15 protein-coding genes are annotated in these 11,443 nt (G+C 67.4%); 7 read left to right on the forward strand and 8 right to left on the reverse strand.

Features of this window, described 5'->3' with window-relative positions:
* Nucleotides 1-377: 377 nt before the first annotated feature.
* Complete coding sequence (locus QM582_RS13005; RefSeq protein WP_415085032.1) at nucleotides 378-1,454, forward strand: transglycosylase family protein; 1,077 nt, start codon at nucleotides 378-380, stop codon at nucleotides 1,452-1,454.
* Between the two features lie 23 nt (nucleotides 1,455-1,477).
* Nucleotides 1,478-2,233, forward strand: coding sequence for a transglycosylase family protein (locus QM582_RS13010; protein ID WP_415085034.1), 756 nt, complete (start codon nucleotides 1,478-1,480; stop codon nucleotides 2,231-2,233).
* A gap of 392 nt (nucleotides 2,234-2,625) precedes the next feature.
* Here the strand turns inward: QM582_RS13010 and rplQ are convergent, their stop codons facing one another.
* The 7 genes from rplQ to infA all read right to left on the reverse strand — a co-directional run bounded on the left by rplQ (nucleotide 2,626) and on the right by infA (nucleotide 6,429).
* Nucleotides 2,626-3,156: a 50S ribosomal protein L17 gene (gene rplQ, locus QM582_RS13015; protein WP_415085036.1), complete on the reverse strand. Its 531-nt coding sequence runs from the start codon at nucleotides 3,154-3,156 to the stop codon at nucleotides 2,626-2,628.
* Nucleotides 3,157-3,180: 24 nt separating this feature from the next.
* The gene (locus QM582_RS13020; RefSeq protein WP_415085037.1) at nucleotides 3,181-4,185 is read right to left on the reverse strand and encodes a DNA-directed RNA polymerase subunit alpha; all 1,005 of its coding nucleotides are present in this window, start codon (nucleotides 4,183-4,185) and stop codon (nucleotides 3,181-3,183) included.
* A gap of 113 nt (nucleotides 4,186-4,298) precedes the next feature.
* Nucleotides 4,299-4,904, reverse strand: coding sequence for a 30S ribosomal protein S4 (gene rpsD / locus QM582_RS13025; protein WP_415085039.1), 606 nt, complete (start codon nucleotides 4,902-4,904; stop codon nucleotides 4,299-4,301).
* A gap of 28 nt (nucleotides 4,905-4,932) precedes the next feature.
* Nucleotides 4,933-5,349, reverse strand: a complete 417-nt coding sequence (gene rpsK, locus QM582_RS13030; RefSeq protein WP_415085041.1) for a 30S ribosomal protein S11 — start codon at nucleotides 5,347-5,349, stop codon at nucleotides 4,933-4,935.
* Nucleotides 5,350-5,392: 43 nt separating this feature from the next.
* Nucleotides 5,393-5,767: a 30S ribosomal protein S13 gene (rpsM, locus tag QM582_RS13035; RefSeq protein ID WP_415085043.1), complete on the reverse strand. Its 375-nt coding sequence runs from the start codon at nucleotides 5,765-5,767 to the stop codon at nucleotides 5,393-5,395.
* 229 nt (nucleotides 5,768-5,996) lie between these two features.
* A complete protein-coding gene (gene rpmJ, locus QM582_RS13040) occupies nucleotides 5,997-6,110 on the reverse strand; it encodes a 50S ribosomal protein L36 (RefSeq protein WP_002514836.1) in 114 nt (37 codons plus the stop codon).
* A 97-nt stretch (nucleotides 6,111-6,207) separates the two neighbouring features.
* The gene (gene infA / locus QM582_RS13045) at nucleotides 6,208-6,429 is read right to left on the reverse strand and encodes a translation initiation factor IF-1 (RefSeq protein WP_415085046.1); all 222 of its coding nucleotides are present in this window, start codon (nucleotides 6,427-6,429) and stop codon (nucleotides 6,208-6,210) included.
* A 146-nt stretch (nucleotides 6,430-6,575) separates the two neighbouring features.
* On the opposite strand from infA, the gene QM582_RS13050 reads away from it, so the two are divergent.
* A complete protein-coding gene (locus QM582_RS13050; protein ID WP_415085048.1) occupies nucleotides 6,576-7,034 on the forward strand; it encodes an aminoacyl-tRNA deacylase in 459 nt (152 codons plus the stop codon).
* A gap of 22 nt (nucleotides 7,035-7,056) precedes the next feature.
* Here QM582_RS13050 and QM582_RS13055 read toward each other — a convergent pair whose 3' ends face one another.
* Nucleotides 7,057-7,899, reverse strand: coding sequence for a formate/nitrite transporter family protein (locus QM582_RS13055; RefSeq protein WP_415085050.1), 843 nt, complete (start codon nucleotides 7,897-7,899; stop codon nucleotides 7,057-7,059).
* A gap of 117 nt (nucleotides 7,900-8,016) precedes the next feature.
* On the opposite strand from QM582_RS13055, the gene QM582_RS13060 reads away from it, so the two are divergent.
* The 4 genes from QM582_RS13060 to QM582_RS13075 all read left to right on the forward strand — a co-directional run.
* Complete coding sequence (locus QM582_RS13060; RefSeq protein ID WP_415085052.1) at nucleotides 8,017-9,318, forward strand: ABC transporter substrate-binding protein; 1,302 nt, start codon at nucleotides 8,017-8,019, stop codon at nucleotides 9,316-9,318.
* Between the two features lie 22 nt (nucleotides 9,319-9,340).
* A complete protein-coding gene (locus QM582_RS13065; protein ID WP_415085054.1) occupies nucleotides 9,341-10,243 on the forward strand; it encodes a carbohydrate ABC transporter permease in 903 nt (300 codons plus the stop codon).
* The gene (locus QM582_RS13070) at nucleotides 10,233-11,093 is read left to right on the forward strand and encodes a carbohydrate ABC transporter permease (RefSeq protein ID WP_415085056.1); all 861 of its coding nucleotides are present in this window, start codon (nucleotides 10,233-10,235) and stop codon (nucleotides 11,091-11,093) included. The genes QM582_RS13065 and QM582_RS13070 overlap by 11 nt, the downstream gene beginning before the upstream one ends.
* The coding region (locus tag QM582_RS13075; protein WP_415085058.1) for a hypothetical protein at nucleotides 11,090-11,443 on the forward strand (354 nt) is incomplete at its 3' end. The genes QM582_RS13070 and QM582_RS13075, both read left to right, overlap by 4 nt.

The following is an 11,443-nucleotide window of genomic DNA, read 5'->3' on the forward strand; positions in this document are numbered from 1 at the left end:
CGGGCGGTCGCCGACCCCCGGGCCCCACCTCGCGCTCGCCGAACTATTTTGGGGTCGCTGTACTCCGCGGGCCCCAAATAGTTAGGCGAGCGCGAGGTGGGGCCCGGGGGTCGGCGACCGCCCGCGGCCCGGACGAGCGGCATCCACGGGCCGGACGCCGGCGTCCCCCGAAATCGCCCTGACTACCGGACCTGACGTGAACATGAAGCGAACGCCCTGATAAATTTGCTTGTTTTCTCAGCTTCAGTCACACTCTTTCTCAGGTTGTTCTCATGAACGCCGAACCTTTCACCCGAGTTACTGGAGCTACACCTATCGTGATCTGGTCCTGGAAGCTGACAGCCCTCGCGGGAGCCGTCGTCCTCGCCGGGGGTGCCGTGACGGCCACCTCGCTCGACAAGACGATCACCCTCACCATCGACGGCCAGGAGCCCACGACCAGCACCAGCTACGCCGCCACCGTCGGCGACGTGCTGCGCGCCAACGGCCTCGAGGTCGGCCCGCGTGACCTGGTGTTCCCCGCGGTCGATTCTCCGGTGAGCGACGGCAGCGACGTCCGGGTGCAGTTCGCCCGCAAGGTGACGCTCCTGGTGGACGGCAAGCCGACCGAGTTCTACACCACCGCCACCACCCTGGACGGCGCCCTGGCCACCGCCGAGCTGCGCGGCCTGGGCGGCGCCGACTTCTCCGTCTCGCGCTCCGCCGGCATCGGCCGCGAGGGCCTGGTGGTCGACGTCCGGACCGCCAAGCAGGTCACCCTCAAGGTGGCCGGCAAGACCAAGAAGATCAGCACCACGGCCGGCACCGTCGCCGAGTTGCTGGGCGAGCAGAACCTCAGCATGCAGGTGGACGACCGGATCAAGCCCGGCCTCGCCACCGCCGTCACCGACAAGCAGACGGTCTCGTTGGACCGGGTCACGGTCACCACCAAGACCAAGACCGAGAAGGTCGGCTACGGCACCACCAAGACCTCCAGCAAGTCGCTGTTCAAGGGCCAGACCAAGGTCACCAAGGCCGGCAAGAACGGCAAGGCCGAGGTCACCTACGAATACACCACGGTCAACGGCGGCAAGGCCACCAAGAAGGTGCTCAAGCGCATCGTCGTGATGGCGCCGGTGAAGCAGAAGGTCGTGATCGGTACCAAGAAGGTCAGCAGCGGAGGGTCCGGCGGTTCCAGCGCTTCCGGTCGCTCCTCCGGTGCCGGCATCAATCTGGCCCGCGCCGCCATGTGGGACCGGATCGCCCGCTGCGAGTCCGGTGGCCGCTGGAACATCAACACCGGCAACGGCTACTACGGCGGCCTGCAGTTCGCCAACGCGTCCTGGCGGGCGAACGGCGGCACCGACTTCGCCCCGCGCGCCGACCTGGCCAGCCGCGCCGAGCAGATCACCGTGGCCAACCGCTACTACGCAAAGGCCGGCCTGGCGCCCTGGGGCTGCCGGCACGCCGCCTGACCCTGTCGAAAGAGGAGCACTCGATGTCGTCATTCACCAAGTTGTCCGCCCTGGCCGCCTGCGGCACCCTGCTGCTGGCCGGTGCCACCGTGCTGCCGGCATACGCCGAGGCCGCCCCGGTCACCCTCAACCTGCGTTACGCCGGTGTGGAGAGCCAGGTGCAGGTGAGCGGCGTCGACACCGTCGCCGGCGCCATCGCGCAGCTGAACCTGGCCGTGGACGCCGACGATCGCGTCACCCCCGGGCTGGACGCCGCGCTCACCGACCGGATGGCGCTGGTGGTGGACGTGGTGAGCACCAAGACCACCACCAAGAAGGTCACCCTGAAGTACACCACGGTGAAGACCCCGAGCAAGAAGCTCTACAAGGGCGATTCCAAGGTGGTCACCAAGGGCCGCAACGGCAAGGCCACCCGGACCTACCTGACCACCACCGTGAACGGCGTCTCCAGCACCGAGGTGGTGAAGGAGAAGGTCACCAAGAAGGTGATCAACAAGAAGGTGCTGGTCGGCAGCAACGACAAGCGCAAGCTCAACCTGGCCCGGTTGGCCAAGTGGAACAAGATCGCCAAGTGCGAGTCCGGCGGCCGCTGGCACATCAACACCGGCAACGGCTACTACGGCGGCCTGCAGTTCAACCTGGCCACCTGGCGCTCGGTGAAGGGTCAGCACTTCGCGAAGTACCCGCACAAGGCGAGCAAGGCCGAGCAGATCACGGTCGCCAACCGCCTCTACGCCAAGCGCGGCTTCAAGCCCTGGAGCTGCCGCCGCGTCCTGTGACACCCACCCCGCGATAGGGCCCGGAACTTCTCACTCCCCCCGAGGAGCCCGGAGCCGAGGACGGCCTCACTCCCCCCGAGGACCGGTCTTCACATCACCACCAGAAACTGGGCTCCCACCGTTGGGAGCCCAGTTTCTTCGTGTCTTCAGTGGGCGTCCCACCCATCGCTCGCCTAGGGAAGTCCTGCTCGATGCCGTTCCGAGCGAGGACGTGCCCGGCGGGATGAGTGCGCCGCAGCCGGGACACGATCGATCAGCGCTCGCCTAACTATTTAGCGCTCGCTGAATTCAGCGAGCGCTAAATAGTTAGGCGAGCGGTGGGATGGGCGGGAGGACCGGAACGCAGAACTGCCCGGCCCCCGAGCGGGGACCGGGCAGTTGCTGGATCAGGCTCAGGCCTTGGCGTCCTCATCGGCGGACGGCGCCGACGGGGCGGAGGCCGACGACGGGGTCGACGGAGCCGACTCCGGCTTGGCCCGCTTCGGGGCCGCCGGGGCGGCGGCCTTCTTGGCCGGGGCCGCGGAGGCGCCCTTGGCCTTGGCCTTGTTCTTGCGGGACTCCTCGACGCTCTCGCTGACGATCTCGATCACGGCCATCGGGGCGTTGTCGCCCTTGCGCGGCCCGATCTTGGTGATCCGGGTGTAGCCACCGTCGCGATCGGCCAGCTTCGGGGCGATCTCGGTGAACAGGACGTGCACCACGCCCTTGTCGGTGATGGTGGCGAGCACCTGGCGGCGGTTGTGCAGGTCACCGCGCTTGGCCTTGGCGATCAGCCGCTCGGCCAGCGGCTGGACCCGCTTGGCCTTGGCCTCGGTCGTGGTGATCTTGCCGTGCTCGAAAAGCTGGCTGGCCAGGTTGGCCAGGATGATCCGCTGGTGGGCCGGCGAGCCTCCGAACCGGGGGCCCTTGGTTGGCTTGGGCATTTCGGGTTTTCTCCTATTCGCGGATCAGTAGTCGTCGCCGAAGTCGGCGTCGTCGTTGTAGCGGTTGAGCGCGGCCAGCGGATCGAAGCCCGGCGAGCTGTCCTTCAGCGACAGACCCATCTCGTGCAGCCGCAGCTTGACCTCTTCGATCGACTTCGAGCCGAAGTTGCGGATGTCGAGCAGGTCCTGCTCGGACCGGGAGACCAGCTCGGACACCGTGTGGATGCCCTCGCGCTTGAGGCAGTTGTAGCTCCGCATGGTGAGCTTCAGCTCCTCCACCGGCAGCGCCAGGTCGGCGGCCAGCTGCTCGTCCACCGGGGACGGGCCGATCTCGATGCCCTCGGCGTCCACGTTCAGCTCGCGGGCCAGGCCGAACAGCTCCACCAGGGTCTTGCCCGCCGAGGCGACCGCGTCGCGCGGGGTCATCGACGGCTTGGTCTCGACGTCCAGGGTGAGCCGGTTGAAGTCGGTGCGCTGCTCGACACGGGTGGCCTCCACCTTGTAGGTGACCTTCAGCACCGGGCTGTACAGCGAGTCGACCGGCACCCGGCCGATCTCGGAGTCGAGGTTCTTGTTCTGGGCGGCGGACACGTAGCCGCGGCCCCGCTCGACGACCAGCTCCATCTCGATCTTGCCGGTCTCGTTCAGGGTGGCGATGTGCAGGTCGGGGTTGTGGATCTCCACACCGGCCGGCGGCGCGATGTCGGCGGCGGTCACCTCGCCCGGGCCGGCCTTGCGCAGGTACATGACGACCGGCTCGTCCTCTTCGGAGGAGAGCACCAGGCCCTTGAGGTTGAGGATGATCTCGGTGACGTCCTCGACCACTCCCTCGATGGTGGAGAACTCGTGCTGGACGCCCTCGACCTTGATGCTGGTCACGGCCGCGCCCGGGATGGACGACAGCAGCGTGCGGCGCAGCGAGTTGCCGAGGGTGTAGCCGACACCCGGCTCCAGCGGCTCCACGACGAAGCGGGAGCGGTAATCGTCGACGACCTCTTCGGTCAGGGTCGGACGCTGTGCGATGAGCATGGAGTTGTGATTCCTTTCCTGCCGACCGCTATATGACGGCAGTGCTGGCGGCCGCTCGAGTCGGTCCCGAGCGGGGTTCGGGGACGCCGGCGCACCGGCGTCCCCGAATGGGCTTACTTGGAGTAGAGCTCGACGATCAGCTGTTCCTGGACGTCGATGGTGATCTGGTCGCGGACCGGCAGCTGGTGCACCAGGATGCGGCCCTTGTTCGGACGCACGGTGAGCCAGCCCGGAACGGAGCGCTCGTGGTGGGTCTCGCGGGCAATCACGAACGGGAGCGAGTTCAGCGACTTCGGAGCGACGTCGATGATGTCGTAGGGGCTCACCCGGTAGGACGGGATGTTGACCTTCTTGCCGTTGACCAGGAAGTGGCCGTGCACCACCAGCTGGCGGGCCTGCCGGCGGGTGTTGGCCAGGCCGGAGCGGTACACGACGTTGTCGAGCCGGGACTCGAGGATGATCAGCAGGTTGTCACCGGTCTTGCCGGCCAGCCGGTTGGCTTCCTCGTAGTAGCGGCGGAACTGCTTCTCCAGCACGCCGTAGGCGTAGCGGGCCTTCTGCTTCTCGCGGAGCTGCAGCAGGTACTCGCTCTCCTTGATCCGGCCGCGGCCGTGCACGCCGGGCGGGTAGGCGCGGCGCTCGAACGCCTTGTCGTTGCCGACCAGGTCGGTGCCGAGCCGGCGCGACTTCTTGGTGATGGGTCCGGTGTAACGGGCCATGGTTCAGTCCTTCTCTCTCGGCTCGGGCTCAGACGCGACGGCGCTTGGGCGGACGGCAGCCGTTGTGCGGCACCGGGGTGACATCGGAGATCGGGCCGATCTCGAGGCCGACGGCGCCCAGCGAACGGATCGCGGTCTCCCGGCCGGAGCCGGGGCCCTTGACGAACACGTCCACGCGCTTCATGCCGTGCTCCATGGCGCGGCGACCCGCGGCCTCGGCGGCCATCTGGGCGGCGAACGGGGTCGACTTGCGCGAGCCCTTGAAGCCGACGGTGCCGGCGGAAGCCCACGAGATCACCGCACCGGTCGGGTCGGTGATGGTGATGATGGTGTTGTTGAACGTCGACTTGATGTGCGCCTGACCGGCGGTGACGTTCTTCTTCTCCTTGCGGCGCAGCTTCGTCTTGGAAGCTGCCTGAGCCTTGGTGCGGCCTGCAGTAGCCATGTGTTCTCAGTACTCCTGGTATCTCGTGTGAGGAGGAGCCGCGTCAGCGGCCCTTCTTCTTCCCGGCGACGGCCTTCTTCTTGCCCTTTCGGGTGCGGGCGTTCGTCCGGGTGCGCTGACCGCGAACCGGGAGGCCCATGCGGTGACGACGGCCCTGGTAGGAGCCGATCTCGATCTTGCGCCGGATGTCGGCGGCGACGGTGCGGCGCAGGTCGCCCTCGGTCTCGTAGTTCGCCTCGATGTGATCGCGAAGCGCGACGAGCTGCTCGTCGGTCAGCTGGTGGACACGGATGTCGCCACTGATCCCAGTGGCGGCCAGGGTTTCGGTGGCGCGGGTGCGGCCGATGCCGAAGATGTAGGTGAGGGCGATCTCCAGCCGCTTGTCGCGCGGCAGATCAACCCCGATGAGGCGTGCCATGAGGCGTTTCCTTTCGATTCCGGACGGGGCGTCGGCCCGGTCCGCGGAGGTGTCTGGCGTGATGCGTCCCCTCGCCGCCTCGGCGTGGGCCCCGGCCTCCGACCGGGGGTGGCATCGAGGGCATGCCCTCGATGGTGCGATCACGTTGTTCTGTTGGTCCGCCCGATCCGGACGGTGGACGGGGGCGAACCCGTCCGGTGTGCTGCGGCCCTACGGCTGCGGGGCCAGGTCAGCCCTGGCGCTGCTTGTGCCGCGGGTTGTCGCAGATCACCATCACGCGACCGTGCCGGCGAATCACCTTGCACTTGTCACAGATCTTCTTGACGCTCGGCTGAACCTTCATCGAGCAACTTTCTGACTCGTCGCCCCGGACACAACAGTCCCCGGGCACAGGGCTCGGGGATCGCGGCGGCCGGAACCGGTGGTGGATGTCGTGCGGATCACTTGTGCCGGTACACGATGCGGCCGCGGGTCAGATCGTAGGGGGACAACTCGACGACGACCCGGTCGGCCGGCAGGATACGGATGTAGTGCTGCCGCATCTTTCCGCTGATCGTGGCCAGCACCCGGTGCCCGTTGGCGAGCTCCACCCGGAACATCGCATTCGGCAGTGCTTCGACGACCTTGCCCTCGAGTTCGAGGGCGCCTTCCTTCTTCGCCATTGCTCCCTTATCTGGACGTGGACGCACCTGATGACACAGGTGACCGAAGGTTGAGTCTAGTCCAGGACGCGGTGAGCGCCCAAATCGGGGTGGCGAGGGACCTCCTCCCCCGTGCGCCGGACGTCGCCGGCCAGCACAATGGGCCGGTGAATCGCGTGCTGCAGACCCTGGACGCCGCCGGTGAGAGCTACCGGGTGCACACCCATCCGCCGATCCGCGGCGAGGCCGACCTGCACCTGACCGGGCTGGATTGGACCACCTCGGTGAAGACGCTGGCCTTCGGGCTTCCGGACGGCACCGTGGCGCTGGTCGGCGTCCCCGGACCGTCCCGGGTGCAGTACGGCGCCGTCGCCCGGGCGCTGGGGGTGTCGCGGTCGCAGCTGCGTCCGGCGTCCGCCGACGCGGTGGCTGCGCTGGGCATGCAGCCGGGCGGGGTCAGCCCGGTCTGCGCCGATCCCGGAGTGGTCGTGCTGCTCGACTCCTCCGTGCCCGGCATGGGCAGCGTCTACTGCGGAGGCGGCGACCCCGAGACCACGATCGAACTGGACGCCGCGGCGCTGCTGCGGATCGCGGCCCGTCCGGCGACCGCCGATGTGATCGGCTGACCCGGAGACCCGGAACCGAGCCTCAGACCCGCGACTGCTTGTAGTCGCTGTCGTCGTTGACGTAGGCGTAGTAGAGGCCGATCAGGAAGCCGCCGCCGATGAAATTGCCGACCAGTGCGATCGCCACGTTGCCCAGGGCGAGGCCGAGGTCGATCCCGTCCCGCAGCGCCGTCACGGTGAACAGCACGGTGTTGGCCACCGAGTGCTCCAGCCCGCCGAAGGCGAACACGAACACCGAGGCCATCATCACCAGGGCCTTGGTCACGTCCTCCTTGATCAGCCCGTTGTAGACCAGCAACATCGCCATGTTGATCATGAAATTGCACAGGATCGCGCGGACCAGCAGGTCGGTCCAGCCCATCGGCCCGCTGGAGACGTATTCCAGCTTGTGGGCGACGGATCCGAGAACCTCGGCGAGCACCCCGCCGGAGACCACGGTGCTGACCGATCCGAGCAGCGCGATGAGCAGGCCGCCGAGGAAGTTGCCGAAGAAGCACAGCCCGAGCAGCCGCACCGCCTGACCCCAGCCGGTGCGGTGGTAGTAGGCGCCGATCGAGACGATCATCATGTTCGAGGTGAGCAGCTCGGACTTCGAGTAGTAGATGAACACCAGCGCCCAGCCGAAGGCCAGCGCGCCGACCAGGCGTCCGATCGGCCGCAGCCCGGGGTCGACCTCGACGAAGGCCGCGATCACGGTGTAGTTGATCAGGTAGAAGACCCCGATGATGATGCCCGCCATCGCCGCCCGCTGCAGGTAGCGCCGGGTCATGTCGCCGCTCATCGCGGTCTTGGCGTCGAGCGCCTCCAACACGGTGGAGATGAACTTCTTGCCGGGAAAGAGCTGGCCACGGTCTGCTGTCGGCATATCGAGAACTGTGTCACGACCGGCCTGCCCGCGGAGGCGAATCTGAACCAAAACCCTTGCGCGATCTACAGTATACAAAATACTCTATCCAAAATCGTCGGCGATTGGAGAACCCGGATGACCTCGAAACGGCCCAAGATCCTCGCGGCGGCAGCGGCTGCAGCACTGATGCTGAGCGGCTGCAGCGGCAGCGGAAGCGGTCAGAACCCCGCCCCGGCACCCGGCGACAGCAGCGCACCGGCGACGGTGGTCTGGTCGACCTGGGGCACTCCCTCGGAGCTGAAGCGCTACGAGGAGTTCAACGCCAAATTCATGGCCAAGCACAGCAACATCAAGGTGACGCTGCAGTCGGTGCCGTCCTACAGCGACTACCACGCCAAGCTGCTCGCCCAGCTCACCTCCAAGACGGCCCCGGACGTCTTCTACGTCGGCGACGACAAGATCGGCCAGTTCGTCGACTCCGGCGCGCTGATGGACGTCACCGAGGTGCTCAAGGCACCGAACGCGGTCGCTCCCTACGACGCCTTCAACCCGGCCACCTTCGGTGCCGCCACGGTCAACGACCAGATCTTCGCCGCCCCCAACGACGTCAACCCCGACGCGCTCTGGTACGACAAGACCGCCCTGAAGGACGCCGGGATCACCGATGATCCGGCCACCCTGGCGGCCGCCGGGAAGTGGACCACCCAGGCCTTCCTGGACATGAACGCCAAGCTCAAGAACAAGGGCAAGACCGGCACCATGTTCTGGAACTACTGGGCCACCCACTACGGCTGGATCTCCAGCCAGGGCGGCAAGGCCTACGACGGCGACAAATTCGTCGCCAACACCGACGCCGCGGCGATCGCCGCGGTCGACCAGCTCGGCAAGCTGTTCCAGAACAAGACCTTCGTGGTCGCCGACACGCTGCCCTCGGGAGCCGGCGCCGACTCGGTCTTCATCAGCCACAAGGCGGGCTTCTTCGCCCAGGGCCGCTACACCATCGGCACCGTGAAGGAGGCCGGCAAGCCGGAGAACTACGACATCGTCGACTGGCCGAGCCCGGACGGCAAGGCGCCGTCCACCGGCCTGGCCGCCTCGTACCTGGCGATCAACGCCGCCACCAAGGCTCCGGACGCCGCCAAGCTGTTCTGGTCGGAGTTCCTCAGCGCCGAGGGCCAGAAGACCCGGCTGTCCGGCGGCGGCAACGCGGTGCCGTCGATCAAGGGTGCCGACGACGTCGTCCTGGACGGCTACCCGGCCCACGCCCAGACCTTCCTGGACATGCGCGACCGCGGCTTCGTCGACTACGCCGCCGAATCCCGGGTGCCCGGGTTGTCCAGCGACATCGCCAAGAAGTTCCTGGAGCTCTACCAGGGCAAGGCGAGCGCGCAGGACACCCTGAACGCCACGGCCGACCTGATCGCGAAGGCGAAGTAAGGTGACCGCAGAGTCGGCGGGCGTGCCTCACGCCCGCCGACGGCTCCCCGCCTGGCGGCGGCGCGACCGCTGGTGGGGCTGGTTCTTCGTCGCGCCGCAGACCATCGGCATGGTGGTCTTCGTCCTGATCCCGTTCGCCCTGACCATCGCGCTGTCGTTCGGCAAATGGTCGGGGCTGGGCCCGATCCGCTGGATCGGCCTGGACAACTACACCGACCAGCTCACCGACCCGGTGTTCCTGCGCTCGATCGTGAACACCTTCGTCATCGCCGTGGTCACCGTGCCGGTCGGGCTGGGCGCCTCCATCGTGGTGGCGACGCTGCTGGAGAAGCTGCGCACCCGGGCGCTGTACCTGGTGATGTTCTTCGCGCCGGTGGTCACCTCGTCGATCGCGGTGGCGATGATCTGGCAGCAGATGCTGCGCTCCGACGGACTGATCAGCGAATCCCTCGCCTCGATGTTCGGGATCGACCCACCGGACTGGCTGGGCGACCCGCGGCTGGCGTTGATCGCCGTCTGCCTGGTGGCGATCTGGTCGTCGATGGGCCTGAACGTGGTGATCTTCCTGGCCGGGCTGAAGAACATTCCGCCCTCGGTGCTGGAGGCCGCCACCGTCGACGGCGCCAGCCCGGTCAGCCAGTTCTTCCGGATCAAGATGCCGCTGATCAGCCCGGTCATCTTCTATTCCACGATCGTCGCGGTGATCTCGTCGTTCCAGACCTTCGACATCGTCTACGTGCTGACCAACGACGCCGGGCCGGACAATGCCACCCGGACGATGGTGTACCACATCTACGACGTCGGCTATCGGTCGGCGAAATTCGGCGTGGCCAGTGCCGCCTCGGTGATCCTGCTGCTGATCACCCTGGTGGTCACCATGATCCAGCTGGCAGCCCAGAAGAAGCTGGTGAATTATGACCTCTGAGGCCATCGACGCCCGTCGTCCGGTCGTCAAGTGGAGCGCCGTGGCGATGCACGCCGGGCTGATCGTCGCCGGCCTGGCGATGGTGTTCCCGTTCATCTGGATGGTGCTCACCTCGGTGAAGACGCTGGGCCAGCTGCTCAACGCCCCGCTGTCGCTGCTGCCCGACCCGTGGACGCTGGACAACTACGTCAACAGCTGGAACGCGGTGCCGTTCCCGCTGGCGTACTGGAACTCCGGCTACATCGCCGCGCTCAGCGTGGTCGGCACGCTGATCACCTCGGCGATGGCCGCCTACGCCTTCGCCCGGATCAAATTCCGCGGCTCGGGCGTGCTGTTCGTGATCTTCCTGGCCACCCAGATGATCCCCAAGCAGGTCACTCTGATCCCCACCTACGTGGTGATGAGCACCCTGGGCTGGGTGGACTCCCACCTGTCGCTGATCGTCCCGGCGATGCTGGTGAATCCGTTCGCGGTCTTCCTGATGCGCCAGTTCATCCTGTCGCTGCCGATCGAGTTGGAGGAGGCGGCGCTGATCGACGGCTGCAGCCGGCTGCGGACGTTCTTCTCGGTGATCCTGCCGAATCTGCGGCCGGGGCTGAGCGCGCTCGCGATCATCACCGCGCTGGACGCCTGGAACAACTTCCTGCTGCCGCTGGTGCTGCTGAACAGCTCCAACCTGTTCACCGTGCCGTTGCTGCTGTCCCAGTTCCAGGGCCAGTACGCCGGGGTGAACTACGGGCTGATCATGGCGGCGTCCGCGCTGTCGACGATCCCGATGCTGATCGTGTTCGTGATCGCCCAGCGGCAGATCCTCAACTCGATGGCGTCCTCCGGGCTGGGTGGCAAGTGACGGCTGCGCGGACCGGGCTGCCCCGTTCGGCGATCGGGTCGCGGGTCTTCGTCGTCGAGGGTCCGGACGGCCTGACCGGCTACGCCGCCGAGTACGAACGGCCGCTCGCCGCCTCGGTGCTGTTCGCCGGGTTGCGGTCCGACGCTCCGCTGGACCTGGCCGTCGACGACACCGGGGTCAGCGTCGCCGCCGCCGGGACGCTGACCTGGCGGGACGCGGACGGCCAGGCCCGGCGGGCGGATCCGGGCGGCGAGCGGGCCTGGCGCTGGCACATCGGGGGTGGCTCGGGGCCGGTGGAGCCGGCCCGGCACCGGGCCTCCGCAGAAGCCCAGGCCGCCGGCTGGGCGGCC

Origin of the sequence: Micropruina sp., assembly GCF_047607385.1 — a bacterium.
In the GTDB taxonomy this organism is placed as follows: domain Bacteria; phylum Actinomycetota; class Actinomycetes; order Propionibacteriales; family Propionibacteriaceae; genus Micropruina.